The sequence below is a fragment of the Kocuria sp. HMSC066H03 genome (assembly GCF_001812045.1).
Lineage (GTDB): Bacteria > Actinomycetota > Actinomycetes > Actinomycetales > Micrococcaceae > Kocuria > Kocuria rhizophila.
Genome location: NZ_KV807506.1, coordinates 888,745 through 906,223, shown reverse-complemented (window position 1 = coordinate 906,223; position 17,479 = coordinate 888,745). Strand labels below are relative to the sequence as shown.

Sequence of the window (17,479 nt, the reverse complement as noted above, 5' to 3'; positions counted from 1 at the left end):
GGCACGGCTCGCGTGCGGCAGCCTGGGCCGGATGCAGGGTCATGGAGGCTGGGTTCTCGCGCCCTGCGCGTCTCAGAAGGTGGGCTGCGGGTCCACCGCGATGTCCAGGCCCAGGTCCAGGGCGCGTACGGAATGGGTCAGGGCGCCCACGGAGATCACGTCCACGCCCGTGGCGGCCACGCGGCCGATGGTCTCCAGGGTGATCCCGCCGGAGGCCTCCACCGCCGCGCGGCCGTCGATCATGGCCACTCCGCTGACCAGGTCCGCGGGCGCGAAGTTGTCCAGCAGCACCACGTCCGCTCCGCCGGCCAGGACGTCCTCGATCTGGTCCAGCCGGTCCACCTCCACCACCATGCATGCCGTGTGGGGCATCTTCCGGCGCAGCTCGCGCAGGGCGCGGGGCAGGGACGCCCCTCCCGCCGTGAGCACGGCCAGGTGGTTGTCCTTGAGCATCACGGCGTCCGAGAGCCCGAAGCGGTGGTTGTGCCCGCCGCCGCACGTCACGGCGTGCTTCTCGAGTGCCCGTAGACCCGGGGTGGTCTTGCGGGTGTCGCACACGCGGGTGCGGGTGATGGTCCCGGTGGGCAGCTTGTTCGCGCGCTCCACCTCCGCCACGGTCTCCTCCACGGCGGCGACGTAGCGCGCGGTGGTGGTGGCGATCCCGCACATCCGCTGCACCAGGTTCAGCACCGTGCGCTCGGCGGTGAGGATGGCCCGTGCCGGTCCGCGCACGGTGGCCACAGTGGTGCCGCGATCGAGAGCGTCCCCGTCCGCGACGTGCAGCTCGACCTCCACGGCCGGGTCCAGCACGGTGAAGCCCACCCGGACCACCTTCGCGCCCGCGAAGACCCCCTGCTCCCGGGACACGACCGTGGCAGTGGCGTGTGCATCCTCGGGGAGCGCGAGCTCGGAGGTGAGGTCACCCCACGGGGCGTCCTCCGCGAGTCCTGCCCGGATCACGGTCTCAACGGCTGAGCGGTGCAGCATGTGCTGTCCTTTCGGTGCTGGTGGGGGCGCTGACGTGGTGGTGTCCTCCGGGGAGGGTCGTGTCCGCGCGGCTGGGGGTGCCGGGGTGCCCGGCCCCGTCGGTGCCCCGGGTGGCATGGTGCGCGGTTGACGGGGTGGGGCACTGGGAACCGGTGGATGCCGGATCGTCGGCGCGGTGGTGGGCCCCGCAGGACTCGATCCGCTGCCGCGCCGCCCGGACGAGCTCGCGTGCCACGGTCAGGAGGTTCCGGTCCTCGTGCTCCGCGAGGGTCTCCGCGTCCGCTCGGGGCCCCTCCGACGACGACGCCGCGAGCCACCCGTCCAGCGCCCGTTGCGTCTCCGCGAGGCCCACCTCGGTGCGGACCACTCCGGCACCCTGCCACATCACGGCCTGCAGGGCCGCACGGGTGAACGGTGCCGTGCTGCCACAGGTGGTGTGCCGGTCCGATGGGGTGGGATGCGCGTCATGCCGATCGGACGCCGGCCAGGACGCGGGATCGGCCGGCGCAGCGGCCACGAGCCGTCCGACGCGCTCCCCGAAGACCACGGCCTCCAGGAGCGAGTTGGACGCCAGCCTGTTGGCACCGTGCAGTCCCGTGGCCGCGCACTCGCCCGCGGCCCACAGCCCGGGGACCGTGGTGCGTCCGGCGGCGTCGGTGGCGATCCCGCCCATGAGGTAGTGCGCGGCGGGGCTCACCGGAACCGGTTCGCGTGACCAGTCGATCCCGCGGTCACGCAGTGCCTGGTCGATCGTGGGGAAGCGACGGGCCAGGTGCTCCGCGCGGGTCAGGCCGTCCGGCACGGGCACCGCGGTGCAGTCCAGCACCACGTGCGCTCCGGGGGCGGACGCCCGTTCGGCGGCGATCGCCCGGGCCACCACGTCCCGCGGCGCCAGCTCCGCCCGGGGATCTACGCCGAGCATGAAGCGCTCCCCGCGGTGGTTGCGCAGCACGGCCCCCTCGCCGCGCACGGCCTCCGAGATCAGGAACGAACCCGGCTCGGCCAGGGCGGTGGGGTGGAACTGCAGGAACTCCAGATCGCGCACCGCGGCCCCCGCACGGAGGGCCAGCGCGATGCCGTCCCCCGTGGCCACCTCGGGGTTGGTGGTGAACGGGTACAGGTGGCCCGCGCCGCCGGTGGCGAGCACCACGTGCTCGGCGGCCAGGACGTGCTCGGGACCCAGGCGACCCGCCGGATCCACGGAGCGCGCGGTCACGCCGGACACGGTTCCACCCCGTTGCAGGATGCCGGTGACCAGTGTGTATTCCTGGACACTCATGCCTCCCGACGCGCTGGCCTCCCGCACCCGTGCCGTGAGGGCCTCCTGGATCACCCGTCCGGTGGCATCACCCCCGGCGTGCAGGATCCGCGGCACACTGTGCGCCCCCTCAAGCCCCTGGACCCACGGGGAGCCCGGCCCGGCCACGCGGTCGAAGGACACGCCGTGCTCCGTGAGCAGGGTGATGGCCTCCGGGGAGTCGGCGACGACGCCGCGCACCACCTCCGCATTGCACAGCCCCGCTCCTGCGGCCTCGGTGTCCCGGGCATGCAGCTGGGGGGTGTCCAGGGGCTGACCGCCAGGGAGGTCGCGGGTCATGGCGGCAATTCCGCCCTGCGCCCAGTCCGTGGCGGTGTGGCCGAGGGTGGACTTGGTCAGGACGGTGACCCGGGCGCCGCGGGCGGCGGCACCCAGTGCGGCGGTGAGTCCGGCGGCACCGGAGCCCACGACGAGCAAGCGCGGCGCGGCATCGTCGTCCGGGCGGTCCCGCGCCTCACGCACGCGGCACCGCGGCGAGCATGCGCTCCAGGGCCACCGACGCCTCGGCCGCGACCTCCGGTGCCACGCTCACCCGGTTGACCACGCGCCCGGCCACGAGCTCCTCCAGGACCCACGCAAGGTATCCGGGGTGGATGCGGTACATCGTGGAGCACGGGCAGATCACCGGATCCAGGCAGAAGATGGTGTGCTCCGGGTGCTCCGCGGCCAGGCGGTTGACCATGTTGATCTCAGTGCCGATCGCGAAGGTCTGTCCCGGTTCCGCCGCGGCCACGGCCCTGCGGATGTGGTCCGTGGAGCCGGCGGAGTCCGCGGCGTCCACCACCTCCATGGGGCACTCGGGGTGGACCACCACGGTGCAGCCGGGGTGCTCGGCGCGGGCCTGCTCGATCTGGGCGACGGTGAAGCGGCGGTGCACGGAGCAGAAGCCGTGCCACAGGATCACCCTCGCATCCTCCAGCCCTGCGGGGGAGTTGCCGCCCAGCGGCCTGTTCGGGTTCCACAGCGGCATCTGCTCCAGCGGCACGCCCATGGCCTTGGCGGTGTTGCGGCCCAGGTGCTGGTCCGGGAAGAACAGCACCCGCTGCCCGCGGGCGAACGCCCACTCCAGCACGGTGGCGGCGTTCGAGGACGTGCACACGATGCCCCCGTGGCGCCCGCAGAACGCCTTGAGCGCCGCGGAGGAATTCATGTAGGTCACGGGAACCACCGAGGCCAGCGGTTCGCCCCGCTCATCCGTGCGCGCGTCACCGTGCTCGTCCGTGGCGTGGGGGCCGAGGACGTCCATGAGCTCCGCCCAGCACTCCTCCACGGAGTCCTCGTCCGCCATGTCCGCCATGGAGCAGCCCGCGGCCGGGTTGGGCAGGATCACGGCCTGCTGCTCCGTGGAGAGGATGTCCGCGGTCTCGGCCATGAAGTGCACGCCGCAGAACACGATGGTCTCGGCCTCCGGGTGCGCCTTCGCCTGCTGCGCGAGCTGGAACGAGTCCCCGATGAAGTCCGCGTGCGCCACGATCTCGTCCCGCTGGTAGAAGTGGCCCATCACCACCACGCGGTCCCCCAGGGTCTGCTTGGCCGCGCGGATCATGGCGTCCAGCTCCTCGGGACTCGCGTCCCGGTAGCGCTGCGGAATGGCGGGCTGCGTCGGGGAACCTGCGGGAACGACGTCGTGCTGGGACGCCCCGGGGCCGTAGCCCTCGGTGAGCGGGGCCGGGAAGTCCCACGGCTGCTCCGCGAGGGCGGCGCTGCACGAGCCGCCGGGCGCGCCGGACTGCGCGGCGTCGTCCCCGGGGCGGGAGGACAGCAGGGTGAGGCGGGTGGCTACGGAGGTCATGGTGTCTCCTGGCTCGAAGGGCTCTCGTATGTTGGCGGACTCGGCGGGGTCGACGGCCCCGGCGGGCCGGGACTGCTTGAAGGGCTGGAAGTGCTCGAGGGGCCGGGAGCGCTCGCGGGGCTGGGACGCTCCACGGGGTGCGGACCGGCGCGGGTGAAGTCCGGAGCGGTGTCCTCGGTGAAGCGGTACAGCGCGGGCGGCCGGTGCGGGGTTCCGGCCACGCGCTCACCCGTGTCCCGCAGCCGGCCCGAGCGCAGCGCGTGGCGGCGGAAGTTGGGGGCGTCCACGGCGCGGCCCAGGATGGCCTCGTGCACCTCGCGCAGCTGGGCGATCGTGAAGGAGTCCGGCAGGAAGGAGCGGGCGACGGCGGGGTCCGCGATCCGGTCGCGCAACCGGTCCAGGGCGTGGGTCACGATCAGCGAGTGGTCGAAGGCCAGGGGTGGCAGGTCGGTGGCGCGCAGCCACGTGACGTTGAGGTCGTCCTCGCGCCTGGCCGCCTCCCGCGGGGGCGGCGCGGCCCAGTAGACCACGGTGACCACGCGCTCGTCGGCGCCCTGCGAGCGGGTGAGGCCGCCGAAGGTGGCGAGCTGCTCCAGGTGGGCGGCGTCGAGACCCGTGGTGAGGCGCAGGTACGCGGCGGCGGAGTCCTCCAGCGCCTCGTCCTCGCCCAGGGGCCCGCCGGGCAGCGCCCACCGGTGGTGGTACGGCTCGCGGATCCGGCGCACCAGGGGCAGCCAGAGCTCGTGGCGCCCGCCCGGCCCGGTGGGGCGCACCGTGAAGATCACGGTGGACACGGCGATGCTCGTGCACGGGGTGCCCATGACCACCGCCCTTCGCGGGAGAGAACCGGGACGGGGCCCGTTGATGTCACAGAGACTCTAACCCTCTTAGAGTCACTGTGACACTGAGTGCGCGACTGTGACGTGCGGGGGTGCGACCGGCTGAGACTCTGTGTGCGGCGCCCGGGGAACGGCGCCACACTGCGCGCTCCCTCGTGTCCTCACCCACGACGGGCCGGGCGTTGCGTACGTTAGGCAGATCACACGTCCACCGTCAGAACGGAATCCGCAATGTCCTCAACCGCACCCAGCGCCCGCCCGAAGGGCGCGGGCAGCAAGGGAACCGGCGGCCTGCTCCGGGTCCTGAACTGGATCGAGTGGCTGGGCAACAAGCTCCCCGATCCCTTCTGGCTGTTCCTGATGCTCGCGGGCATCGTCCTGCTGCTCAGCTGGATCCTGTCCGCCGTGGGCCTCAGCGCGGTCAACCCCGCCACGGGGGAGGCCGTGGCGGTGACCAACCTGCTGTCCCCGGAGGGGCTGCGCAAGATGGTCTCCGAGGCCGTCACCAACTTCGTGGAGTTCCCGCCGCTGGGTCTGGTGATCGTGGTCCTGCTCGGCGTGGCCGTGGCGGAGCAGTCCGGGATGATCTCCGCGGCGCTGCGCGGTTCCGTGGCGCGCGTGGGCCCCAAGTGGCTGACCTTCGTGCTGGCGCTGACCGGCATCACCGGCTCCATCGCCTCGGACGCCATGTACGTGGTGCTCATCCCCCTGGGCGCGCTCGCGTTCAAGGCCGCAGGGCGCTCTCCCGTGGTGGGGCTGATCGTGGCGTTCACGTCCGTGGCGGCGGGCTTCAACGCGTCCCTGCTGCCCACGGCGTCGGACGCGCTACTGGGCGGGATCACCACCGCCGCCGCGGGACTGATCGACGACTCCGTGATCGTGACCCCGGTGTCCAACTACTTCTTCACGTTCGTCTCCTCCTTCGTGCTCGCGGCCATCATCACGCTTGTCACCGAGACGGTGCTGTCCAAGCGCGGCGAGGCGCTCGCCGAGGACACGGACACCAAGCAGCAGGACATGGGCGACTTCAACGACATGCGCCTGAAGCCCCGCGAGAAGCGCGGTCTGCGCAACGCCGGGATCGCGTTCGTGATCATGCTGGCCATCTACCTGGCCCTGCTGCTGACCCCCGGCTCGCCGCTGCGCGCGGAGGACGGCTCCATCCTGATGTCCCCGCTGCTGCTCAACGTGGGCATCGTCATCGCGATCATGTTCGCGGTGGTGGGCTGGGTCTACGGGCGCGCCGCCGGGACCATGACCACCGCCCGAGAGGTGCCCGAGGCCATGGCCAAGGGCCTGGCTGGCGTCACTCCCGTGCTCGTGCTGTTCTTCGCCGCCGCGCAGTTCACCGCGTACTTCCAGTGGTCCGGGATCGGGCCCGTGCTGGCCGTGCACGGCGCGGACTTCATCGGCTCGCTGGGTCTGAGTCCCGTGTTCACGTTCGCGGGCATCGTGGTGATCGTGGCCGTGATGAACCTGCTCATCACCTCCGGCTCCGCCCAGTGGACGCTGCTGGCCCCGGTGATGGTGCCCATGCTCATGCTGCTGAACGTGTCCCCGGAGATGACCCAGGCGCTGTTCCGCATCGGCGACTCCCCCACCAACGTGATCAGCCCCGTGAGCCCGTACTTCGCCCTGGTGCTCGGCTACCTGCGCCGCTACCAGAAGCAGGCCGGCGTGGGCACCCTGATCTCCCTGGTGCTGCCGGTGTCGATCGCCATGCTGATCGGCTGGTTCCTGCTGTTCGTGGCCTGGTACCTGCTGGGCCTGCCGCTGGGCCCCCAGGACCTCTGACACCGGCCTGACCAGTCGGCCAGGGCCCCGCCACTGCCCCGATCCGGCGACCGCCAGGTCTCCTGGTCCGACGACGACGGCGCCCCCGCCCGTGCGATGCGGACGGAGGCGCCGTCGTCACGTCCCGCGGCAGCGGGAGGGGTGTCAGTCGCCGGTCTTCACGGTGAGCTTGTCCCCGGACACCACCACGGTGCCGGAGGTGGAGATGCTCGTGGTGGTGTCCTCGTCGGACCAGTCGGCGGGCTCGTCGTCGTCGTACTCCTCGTTGTGCTGGTAGTCCAGACGCGCCTCACCGGACTTGGTGGTGGTGAAAGAGATCTCGCCGCTGTCGAACGGGGAGCGGGACACCGAGTACGTGGGGTACTTCTCGATGCTCCACACGGGGTTGCGGTAGTCCTTCTCGTCCCCGTAGATGGAGTACTCGAAGGGGCAGCCCTCGGGCTCGAACTCGGCGGTCTTGGCGCACTTGTCCAGCTGCGCGTTGAGCTGCTTGGTGACGTCCTGCTCGAGCGCGGGGGTGAAGGACTGCTGGAACGCCATGCCGGAGGACAGGGGTGCGGACCCGGCGCGGATCTCGGCCACCTGCTCGCCGCCGTAGGTAACGTACTTGCTCGTGGAGGACACGGCCACGGCGTAGTCACCGGGCAGCACCGTGAACTGCGTGCTGCGGGCCTCGCCCTGCTCGTCCACCGCGACCTTCTGGCCGTTGACGGTGAGCTCGCTGACGCCCGCGGGGATCTCCACGCTGAAGCTCTGGTACAGCGGGACCCCCGCGCTCTCGTCCACGCGCCAGGACTTGAACAGCCCGTTGCGGGAGTCGCTGACCATGGGCACGTCCACGGGGGTGGTCACGCCGTCCTGGGTCACGGTGGCGTTCACGGTGGCGTGGTCCCCGTCGATCCGGGTGTCCTTGATCTCGTAGGACGAGATCCGGTTCTCGGCGGCGCCGTAGACCTCGTCCGTGAGCAGGGCACGCTCGCTGGTGCTCACGTTCGGGTCGGCCGCCTCCGTGACGGCGGTGGCCTTCCCGTTCGTCGCGGACTGCAGCAGCTGCTCGGCCTGCTTGTCCGGGCCGAACACGGTGCGTCCCAGCACGGAGAACACCACGGCGGCCACCACGGCCAGCAGCAGCACGGCGCCCACGATGATCGCGATCAGCCGGATCCGCTTCTTCTTGGCGGGGTCCATGGGTTCACGCGGCGGGCGCGTGTAGGTGGCAGCCGCGGCGTCGTCGTACCGGGGCAGCTCCTGGGTCTGCTCCCCGGGGACGGGGGCCGTGTGGTCGCGCTGCGCGGTCACGGCGGGCTCCGCGGGGTACTGCGGGGACGACGCCGCCGCGGCCGTTTCCTGCGCGGGGGCAGCGGGCACGGGGGTGCCGGACGCCGCGGCGCCCTGCGGTGCGGCGGCGTTCGCCGCGCCGTGGTGTGCGACGGCCGCGCCCCCCATCGCGGCGGCGGAGGCCACCACGGCGGCGCGCCCGCGGGAGCGCTCCGAACCGCGCAGCCAGCGGGTCACCGGGGCGGGCAGGGAGTGCATGAAGGCGGGGGCCACGAAGCGCGCGAGCAGCTCGATGACCACGCCCCACAGGAGGAAGACCAGGCAGGTCCAGCCGGCCGGGCGCACGCTGAAGCCCGCGGAAGCCGTGTCGGAGCCCTCACCGATGAAGGACCCGGACACCCGGAGCAGCCACATGAGCAGAAGGCCCAGCAGGAAGTAGGCCAGGGGCAGCACGGCCCAGGAGAAAGGGTTGCGGGCCACGCGCTGGTCCACGGGGCGCACATGGGCCCAGGTGAGAGCCGCGCAGACGACGGACAGCACGGCCAGGGCGATGATCAGCACCACGGCCCACACGGGCACCACGGCGTCGGTCCAGAGGTAGGCCGTGCCGGAACCCCCCGTGAAGTCTGCGAAGGAGGCCGCCTGTCCGCCCGCGAAGAGCGCGGAGAGCAGGCCCATGACGAACAACCAGCCCACGGCGAGCGGCAGCCACAGCAGGGCGGAGAAGCCGAGAACGGCGCCGCCCTTGACGAATGCGTAGATCAGCAGGCCCAGGCCAGCCAGGCTGCCGAACACCGCGAACTGCACCGCCATGGGACGAAGTACCTGCAGCAGGCCGGGAGCGGTGCGCTCGGCGCCGATCACCACGCGGCCGGGGGAGGTCTGGGTGGAGCGGGCGTTGAGCGCGGACGCAATCGTCAGCAGCCCCACCACGAACAGCACGGGGAACAGCAGGCCGCCCACGGCCGTGATGCGCACACGCACATCCGTGTAGTAGATGGAGGTGTTGGTCTGCAGCGAGGTGAGCGCGGTGACGATCAGGGCCACGAGGCCCCAGCTGATGCCGCCCAGTGCGGCCATGAGCCATTGCACCACACGGTTCTCCACGCGCAGGGACGCGGAAAGCTTGCGGGCCAGGAACCATGCGGCGGCAACGCCGCACGCCAGCGCGAAGTACTGCGGGACAGCGATGCCCCCGGACAGGCGATCGTCCTCCGAGGACATGATCAGCCGCAGGGGGGTCAGGGCAGCCATGGCCGCGAGCTGGAAGGGGGCAAAGAAGATCCATTTCCAGCTGGACGCTCCGGGGTCCACACCACTGAGGTCGTCCACCTGGTCGTTGAGCTGGTCCGCGAAACTGCCGTTGGAGTCTCCGGAGATGGCCGCACCCAGCATGCTCAGCACCAGGGCGATGGCAGCTCCGACGACCGTGCCCACGTAGCCGCCGAGACCCGCCACCAGGGGAACCCACCAGTGCCGGGAGGTCATGCTCGCCAGTGCGGCGGGGGGTGTGTAGGCGGGGGCGCCGGGCTGACCGGCGGTTGCGGTGGTGGCGGTGCCGGCGGCGGGTGCCCCGGCGCTCGCGGCGGGAGCGTGCGACGGCGCTCCCGCGGTGCCGTTCGCGGCGGCACCGTTGGTCTGGTGGGCCTCGCCCGTGCGGTCGGTGCCCTGGACGGGCGGCATCGCCCGCGTCTGCTCCGTGTCGCTCGCGGCGGAGGTGGTCTCGTCCCGGTGGTGTCCCGTGCCTTCAGCGGCGGGAACACCCCCGGTGGTGTTCGGGTCCGGTTCCCGGGCCTCGCCCGCCGGATCGTGCGCCGATGAAGGCATGGTCATCTCTCCCTGGTGTCTGCAGCCGGTGCCCAGCACGTGATCCTGGGCAATTCCTGGATAACAGACTCCGGGGGCCGCCGGGGGCACGACCTACCGACAGGGGGACATGTTTATGAATAAGTCACGAAAAATTGGTCGTCCAGCGCTCGCATGCGCGCCACCCCCGGAAGGGTGGCGGCGGAGCGTGGGCTCAGGCGGTCTGCGGACCGGCGGATCCCGCCGGGTACTCCTGCAGGGGCGCGCACGTGTCGTAGGCGTGCTGGATGAGGTCGATGATCCGCCAGCCCTCCTCTGTGGCGTCCGCGCGCACGGTGAAGGTGGGGTCTCCGTCCAGGATCCAGCGCATCACGGAGCCGTACGCGGTGAGCCCGGGCTCCGGCACGCCGCTGGACAGCGTGAGGCGGTTCATCCCGCGGGAGTCGAAGGGGCTGCCCACGTTCGCCTCCAGCTGCACGTGCTCCTCCTCGAAACCCACGGTCAGGGCATTGGGGGCGATGGGGTGCGGCCAGCCCCGGTACTCGTGCGGCGGGCGGCGGAAGGTCACGCGGATGTGCTGGGCGGGGTTGCCGAGGGCCTTGCCGGAGCGCAGCGTCACGGGCACCCCGTTCCAGCGCCAGGTGTCCACCTCCAGGGTCACCTGCACGAAAGTCTCGGTCTCCCGCTCCGGGTCCACGTCCTTCTCCCGCGCGTAGTCCGGCACCTCGTGGCCGCCCACCGTTCCGGCGGTGTACCGGCCGCGCACCACCGGGGTGATCCCCGGGTGCTCGGCGGCGTGCATCGCGGACTCCTCGTCCCACAGCCGGGTGGCCCGCAGGATGTGCGCGGTGTTGGCGGGCACCTCCACGGGGTCGAAGCGGGAGGGCGGGTCCATCATGGTCAGCGCCATGACCTGCAGCAGGTGGGACTGCAGCATGTCCCGTGCGGCACCGGTGGAGTCGTAGAACTCGCCGCGGCCCTCCAGCGCCAGGGTCTCGTCGAAGACGATCTCGATGGACTCGATGTGCCGCCGGTCCCAGATGGGCTCGAACAGCCGGTTGGCGAAGCGCAGCCCCACGATGTCCAGGACGCCGGGCATGCCCAGGAAGTGGTCCACGCGGAACGTGTGCTCCTCGTCCACCAGCTGCGCCACCTGGGCGTTCAGCGCCCGCGCGGAGTCCAGGTCCGTGCCCACGGGCTTCTCCAGAGCCAGGTACAGGTCCTCGGGCAGCGAGTCCAGCTCGGCCAGGGCCGCGCACGCCTCCTTGGTGATGGCCGGGGCCAGCGCGAAGTACAGGCACACGGGGCCGACGACGCCGCCCAGCAGCGTCTCGAGGTCCGCCGCCTCGGTCACGTCGCACGAGACCCAGCGCGTGTTCTCCCGGGCGTGGTCCACGGCGGGGCCGGTGGCGTCCACGGAGTCGAAGGCCTTGGCGACGGTGTCCTCCCAGGTCTCGGCGCGCACGTCGTCGTCCGGGCCGAGCGGGCCGGGGAAGTCGTCCCGGGCGGAGCCGATGACCGTGATCTCCCGCTCGGGCTGCATGGCGAGTAGGGAGCCCAGCCCCGGGAGCAGGAGGCGCGCGGTGAGGTCACCGGAGGCGCCGAGAATCACAAGGGTCTTGATGTTGTCCATGGGATCAGGGTAGGGGGTGAGGGGGGTTGCGCTCCTTGAGCCCAGATTTTCCGGTTCAGCTGGATCCGAAAGTTCAAATCATGGCGGCGCTAATTTACCATTGGAAACCTCTAGCTGGTTCAACGTGCCCCGTTAGCTCGGGGCCTTTGACAGATCGGACTCCCATGGAAATCACGGGCGAGTACTTCCTGTTTGGAACGGAAAGTGCGGCAACGCGGGAGACCCGCGAAGCCGTCGAAGACCTTGGCTTCGAGAGAATTACTTCCGGTGTCGGCTACGCGGTCGGTCCTGGCGAGATCGCCGATGCCGTCACAGTCGCCTACTTCACGATCCAGAGCGTGAGCGCGGGTGATGTTTTCGGCGCTGCCTTGCAGGTTTTAGACCTGCTCCGGCAGTGGGCACGTGGGGAGGGGAGGCCGCAGGACGTTCGGCGGTGTGATGTCACGTTCAAAAACGGCCAGACCGGTGATGAGGTTTTCATCGACGGGTTCGAGTACAAGACTACTGATGAGCTCGTCGACCTTCTCAAGGCGCTGCGCAGCTAGCTCCATGAGCGCGTGACGGTGCACCCGCCCCCAGGCACCGGTGCTTCAATGACCCCCATGAGCACCCCCTTGGAGGACTACGCCCTGCTGGCCGATCTGCACACCGGCCCCCTGGTCTCGCGGGAGGGCAGCATCGACTGGCTGTGCTTCCCGCGCTTCGACTCTCCCGCTGTGTTCTGCGCGCTGCTGGGGGACGAGGACAACGGGCGCTGGAAGCTCAGTGCGGTGGATGGGGAGGTGGTCTCCCGCCGGTACGTCCCGGAGACGTTCATCCTGGAGACCGAGTGGCGGACCCCCACGGGCCGGGTGCTCGTCACGGACTTCCTGCCGCCCAGTGACGACCACGCAGACCTCGTGCGCCGTGTGAAATGCCTGGAGGGCACCGTGGAGGTGGAGCACGACCTGCGGATCCGCTTCGACTACGGGCGCATCACCCCGTGGGTGCGCCGCGTGGACCTGGGCAGCCACTCCAACGGGGACGACTGCGCGCACATGCAGGACTCGCCCTCCGAGCCGCACCCGGTGGGCACCACCCACGCCCCGCACGCGGCGGACGGGACGCGGGGAGCGGCGTCGTCCGCGCAGGACCCGGAGACCGGTACCCGAGAGACCGGAGCCGCAGCGGGGAACATGCCCGCCGAGGGCGCGGCGGGGGAGTCCCGCGCCACGCACTGGTACCGCCACTTCCGGGAGCGTGTGCGTCGCGCCGCGCACGAGGCGCGGTCCGGGGAGACGGACGGGAAGGGGCTGCTCGCCGTCGCCGGCCCGGACGCGCTGCTGCTCACGGGCCCGCAGCTGGAGCCCTACCAGCTTGGCCGGGACGGCAAGGACGTGGCGGTGGAGCACGACGCCGCCCACGGCCCGGGCGCGGACATCCGCGTGCTGGAGGGCCTGCGCCGGGGCCACCGCGGCACGTTCCGCATGCAGGCCGGTGAGCAGCTGGACTGGGTGCTCACGTGGAGCGAGTCCTACCGCGAGCTGCTGGTGCCCGCTGACCCCGAGCGGGCGCAGCGGGCCACGCACACGTTCTGGACGGACTGGGCCTCCGCGGTGGACTGCGACGGCGAGTACCACGAGATCATCAAGCGCTCCCTGCTGGTGCTGCGCGCCCTGACCCACTCCGAGACCGGGGGAATCGTGGCGGCGCCCACGGCCGGTCTGCCGGAGGACTTCGGGGGCGAGCGCAACTGGGACTACCGCTACACGTGGCTGCGGGACGCCGCGCTGACCATCGGTGCGCTCGTGAAGCGCGGCCACGAGTACGGCGCACTGCTGTGGCGGGACTGGCTGCTGCGCGCGGTCGCCGGGAACCCGGACCAGCTGAAAATCCTCTACGGCGTGGACGGGCGCCGCAACATCACCGAGTCCCAGCTGGAGCACCTCAGCGGCTACGAGGGCTCGCGTCCGGTGCGGATCGGTAACGGCGCGGAGGACCAGTACCAGGCGGACGTGGCCGGTGAGGTCATGATGGCCCTGGCCACTCTGCGGGACGCGGGTCAGAAGGAGAACGACTACTCGTGGGGCCTGCAGTGCAACCTCATGTCCTTCTGCGAGCTCCACATGGACACCCCGGACAACGGGATCTGGGAGATGCGCGGGGAGCCGCAGTTCTTCACCCACGGGCGCGTGATGATGTGGACCGCGTTCAACGAGGGCCTGCGGGCGGTGCGTGAGCACGGCCTCGCGGGGGACGTGGAGCGCTGGACCCGGCTGCGGGACAGGCTGCACACCGAGATCTGGGAGAAGGGCTACAACCAGGAGCTGGGCATCTTCACCCAGACCTACGGCGGCACCGAGGTGGACGCCTCCCTGCTGCAGCTGCCCCAGACGGGCTTCATCGCCCCGGACCACCCGGCGATGCTGCGCACCGTGGAGCGGATCGAGCGCGATCTGCAGGTGGAGCACGGGCAGCTGCGCCGGTACCGCACCTCCCCGGGCGGGCAGTCTGCGGACGGGCTCTCCGGCGAGGAGGCACCGTTCGTGATCTGCACCTTCTGGCTCGTGGAGCAGTACGCCCGCTCCGGACGGGTCCAGGACGCCGCGCAGCTCATGCGCACCACGGTGGGCTTCGCCTCGGACCTCGGTCTGCTCTCGGAGGAGTACGACGTCGCACGGGGGCGTCTCGCGGGCAACTTCCCCCAGGCTTTCAGCCACCTGGGACTCATCCGCGCCGCGGACGCGCTGGAGGAGGCGCACCGCGCGGCGGGGTGAGGTTGCTGTGGCGTGCCTTGCTGAGCCCGGGCGTGAACTTCGGGGCACGTGTCCCCCTAAGAGTGGACAGTGTCATGTAAGTGCTTATACACCTCCCGTCAGAATGACGAATGCCTAGCAGGTTACTCTGCACATGTCTACGTCGGCACCACACCCCTGCAGGGGCGATCGGGGCGGATCCATCATGGGTAGAACCCTCAGCACCACCTCCCACCTCTTCCTTGTGCTGCTGCTGGCCATAGCATCTGTTCTCGGGATCGCTCCGGCCGCACAGGCCGCGGAGCAGGCCGATCTGCAGGTCAACCTGACCGGACCGGCACAGTCCTCCCCGAATGTGGATTTCACCTACACCATCGCGGTCTCCAACCTGGGGCCCTCGGCTGCTGATGGGTCCCGGGTGGACTTCACCGCCCCCGCTGGTGCAACCGGTGTGACGGTCACCTGCGGGTCCCCCACGGCGGGAGCAGTGTGTGGAACCTTCACCGTGGCCAATGGCAGGGCATTAGGAACCCTGACGAAGTTCCCCGGCAACGGTGGCGCCGTGATCACGGTCAGGGGAACGTTCGGGGCAGGGTCCTCCGCCACGGCCACTGCCACGATCACCGCTCCCACCGGTGTGACGGAGTTGGATCCCTCCTCCAACACCTCCACGCAGAACACCGCGCTGGCCCAGGCGCAGGTCAACACCACCACCACGGTCTCTCCCACCACCGTGGCCAGCGGGGGAACGGTCACGGTGACCACCACGTTCGAGAACGTGGGGCCCGTGGCTGTCGAGAACTTCGATCTCCGCGGCCTGTTCGAAGGCACATCGGGGCCGGCCGACGGCGCGAGCTACTCCTTCGAGGGAACCACCGAATGTGCGACATCCTCCGAGATTCCCTGCCCTGCTGACAGCCTGGGAAAGGTTTCGATAACGGGGGACAACCGTGCCCGCATGCCCTTCGACGGTGCAAAAGTAGACCTGGCTCCCGGGCAGAAGATCGTCTTCTCCACCACACTCACCGTCGAGCGGTCGTGCAATCTGAACCGATCATCCAGGGCGGGCACTGTGACCTCGCAGTTCTACCCCCGTCAGCAGGCCACCTCAACCGGTGCGCCGTACGAGGTGCAGGGGAACAGCTACTCGAGTGCCGAGTTCTTCGTGACCGGGGGTGGCTCGCTCTGCCCCCGTCCGCTGATCCTCTCCAAGACGGTGGACCAGCCGAGCGCCCCTTCCGGTGAGGAACGGACCTTCACCATCGCAGTTGAGAATCCCAATGACACCCCCGCGTCCGTGGGCTCACTCGTCGACACCCTCATCCACTCGGGTTACGTTGGGTTCACCGCCACCGGTGGCGTCTCCTGCGCTGCGGAATCGTCGGCACCGTGCCCGCCTGGCGTCACCGGAACGGCCGTCACGGCGGATGGTTTTGCCGTTGAAGACGTGCAGCTGCCGGCTGGGTCACGGCTGGTGCTCTCGATCCCGATGCGACTGGGCGCCACCTGCAGAGCTGGCGGTACGGGCGTCAACTCGGTCAATGCAAACAACATCCGAGTGGGTGAGCAACCCCTGACCGGAGAGAGCACCCTGGTTGACTACGTCATTGCCGACCTCCCGGACTGCGGTGAGGGAGTTCTGGATATCACTGCGGATAGAACGTCCCCGGAGGTGGTCTATTCAGGGCAGGACACCGTGGACAGGGTGGTCATCACGAACAACTCGAATACAGCTGTGACAGAGGCTGTCCTGGGCGTGTCGCCGGGTTCCAGGCCCCAGGGCTTCTCCTACTTTCTCCCCAGGGACGTGACGTGCGTTCCTGGGGAGAGCTCGGGGGACTGCTCGACGTTCCAAAGTGCTCTGGGCGGGGGTTACACCTTTGCTCTGGGACCAGGGGAAAGTCTCGTCCTCATCGCCTCCGCCCCGGTCCAGCTGGACGGTGTGTGCCCGTCAGGTGAGCCCGGCAGCTACACCACCAGCTACACGCTCAGAGCGGGGTCGGGATACTGGGCGGACGACACAGAGCAGCGTGTTGGCTGCAACGATGTTGCGGCGGAAACCGCGGTACCCACACTGACTCCGCAGGCAGGCAGTGCATTCCCCGTCACAGCTACGGTGTCGAATGAGGGCGGTGTGGCCCGGGATACGAAGTTCTCCATCGTGCTTCCTGCTAATGGGTACGTCTTCGATCCTGCCGCGGGGGACACCATCACCTGTGAGGTGGTCACCAAGACCTCGACCCAGAACGTGACCTGCCCGGAGTTCTTTTTCGACCCCGCCACCCGTGCGGTCACCGGTGTGATCCCGGTTCTCGGGACCGGGGACAGTGTGCGGATCCGGGTCAATGGTTCGGCCGGTGTGGTGGAGGGCAGGTCGTATCCGATCACCACCACGGTTGCGGCGTCCGGGGACACCGTTCCGGGGTCCAACACCTCGGTGGTGAACTTCGGGGTGGCCAACACCCTGGTGCCCACTTTCGGTGAGGTCACGGTGAACCTCCCGGCGGGTGCGTCTTTGGACCAGGATCTGGTGTTCCCCGCTCAGATGGTGTGCAAGTCCTCCGGAACCACTGATGCCGAGGTGCGGGTGGCTGCGGGCAGCACCACCGGGCGGGTGTCCTTGGATGAGACCGTGTGGCGCAACGATGATTGCGTGGTGACGTTCCAGCGCCCCGAGGCGCCGGCGGGGTTCGAGTGGGACGGGGACTTCTCGGAGAACCCGGTGAATCTGTCGGCGGTGCAGGCCGGTGCCACGGCCCGCACCGCGGTGTCGTTGCGGGCAGTGGTGCCGGTGCCGTCCCCGTCGGTGACGGAGGAGCCGTCCCCGGAGCCGACGACGCCTGGGCCCTCTCCCACGGAGGAACCGTCGCCGGAGCCCACGTCTCCGGAACCGACTGTGGAGCCGAGTGAGCCGGTGCCCTCACCCTCGGTGACGGATGAGCCCAGCCCGGAGCCGTCTCCTACGGGCAAGCCGTCCTCGGAGCCGACTTCTCCGGCGCCGGGGGACCCGTCACCCACAGATCCCGCACCGGATTCCCCGGTGGTGCCCGGGACCCCGGGTGCTGGGCCTGTTGATGGAGCTGCGGGGCCGGGTGGTCCAGGGTCCACCCCCTCGAGTGGTGCCGGTGGGGTGGATGTGAAGACCGGCTTCGACCGTGTGGTCTCGGACTCGCGCACCTGGTGGGTGGTTGCTGCTCTGGTGGTCCTGGGTGGGGCGGCCGGTGTGAGCGCGGCAATGCTGCGTCGTCGTAGTCGCGGTCGCTGAGCCGCCCTGGCGAGAGGATGGGGCTGTGACCC

The 17,479-nt window shown here is 70.3% G+C and carries 10 protein-coding genes; 4 read left to right on the top strand and 6 right to left on the bottom strand.

Going from position 1 to position 17,479, the window contains the following annotated elements; translation table 11 throughout:
* Positions 1-72: 72 nt before the first annotated feature.
* Genes nadC through HMPREF2833_RS07435 form a run of 4 tightly spaced genes read right to left on the bottom strand, consistent with a single transcriptional unit; the run spans position 73 to position 4,918 of the window.
* Complete coding sequence (gene nadC / locus HMPREF2833_RS07450; protein ID WP_070637242.1) at positions 73-987, bottom strand: carboxylating nicotinate-nucleotide diphosphorylase; 915 nt, start codon at positions 985-987, stop codon at positions 73-75.
* Positions 965-2,767, bottom strand: coding sequence for an L-aspartate oxidase (gene nadB / locus HMPREF2833_RS07445; RefSeq protein ID WP_070637240.1), 1,803 nt, complete (start codon positions 2,765-2,767; stop codon positions 965-967). The genes nadC and nadB overlap by 23 nt, the downstream gene beginning before the upstream one ends.
* Positions 2,760-4,097, bottom strand: a complete 1,338-nt coding sequence (nadA, locus tag HMPREF2833_RS07440) for a quinolinate synthase NadA (RefSeq protein WP_070637238.1) — start codon at positions 4,095-4,097, stop codon at positions 2,760-2,762. The genes nadB and nadA overlap by 8 nt, the downstream gene beginning before the upstream one ends.
* A complete protein-coding gene (locus HMPREF2833_RS07435) occupies positions 4,094-4,918 on the bottom strand; it encodes an NUDIX hydrolase (RefSeq protein ID WP_070637236.1) in 825 nt (274 codons plus the stop codon). The genes nadA and HMPREF2833_RS07435 overlap by 4 nt, the downstream gene beginning before the upstream one ends.
* Positions 4,919-5,167: 249 nt before the next feature.
* On the opposite strand from HMPREF2833_RS07435, the gene HMPREF2833_RS07430 reads away from it, so the two are divergent.
* On the top strand, positions 5,168-6,730 hold the full coding sequence (locus tag HMPREF2833_RS07430) for an AbgT family transporter (RefSeq protein ID WP_070637234.1): 1,563 nt from the start codon (positions 5,168-5,170) through the stop codon (positions 6,728-6,730).
* A 144-nt stretch (positions 6,731-6,874) separates the two neighbouring features.
* Here the strand turns inward: HMPREF2833_RS07430 and HMPREF2833_RS07425 are convergent, their stop codons facing one another.
* Together HMPREF2833_RS07425 and HMPREF2833_RS07420 are read right to left on the bottom strand one after the other, a co-directional pair.
* Positions 6,875-9,835, bottom strand: a complete 2,961-nt coding sequence (locus HMPREF2833_RS07425) for a DUF4401 domain-containing protein (protein WP_246829096.1) — start codon at positions 9,833-9,835, stop codon at positions 6,875-6,877.
* Positions 9,836-10,028: 193 nt separating this feature from the next.
* Complete coding sequence (locus HMPREF2833_RS07420; RefSeq protein WP_070637230.1) at positions 10,029-11,447, bottom strand: glucose-6-phosphate dehydrogenase; 1,419 nt, start codon at positions 11,445-11,447, stop codon at positions 10,029-10,031.
* 164 nt (positions 11,448-11,611) lie between these two features.
* On the opposite strand from HMPREF2833_RS07420, the gene HMPREF2833_RS07415 reads away from it, so the two are divergent.
* The 3 genes from HMPREF2833_RS07415 (at position 11,612) to HMPREF2833_RS12815 (ending at position 17,447) form a co-directional block, all read left to right on the top strand.
* On the top strand, positions 11,612-11,992 hold the full coding sequence (locus HMPREF2833_RS07415) for a hypothetical protein (protein ID WP_070637228.1): 381 nt from the start codon (positions 11,612-11,614) through the stop codon (positions 11,990-11,992).
* A gap of 57 nt (positions 11,993-12,049) precedes the next feature.
* Positions 12,050-14,203 (top strand): glycoside hydrolase family 15 protein, encoded by a 2,154-nt coding sequence (locus tag HMPREF2833_RS07410; RefSeq protein WP_219620212.1) that lies wholly within the window; start codon positions 12,050-12,052, stop codon positions 14,201-14,203.
* A gap of 184 nt (positions 14,204-14,387) precedes the next feature.
* Positions 14,388-17,447 (top strand): DUF11 domain-containing protein, encoded by a 3,060-nt coding sequence (locus tag HMPREF2833_RS12815; protein WP_070637226.1) that lies wholly within the window; start codon positions 14,388-14,390, stop codon positions 17,445-17,447.
* Positions 17,448-17,479 lie beyond the last annotated feature (32 nt).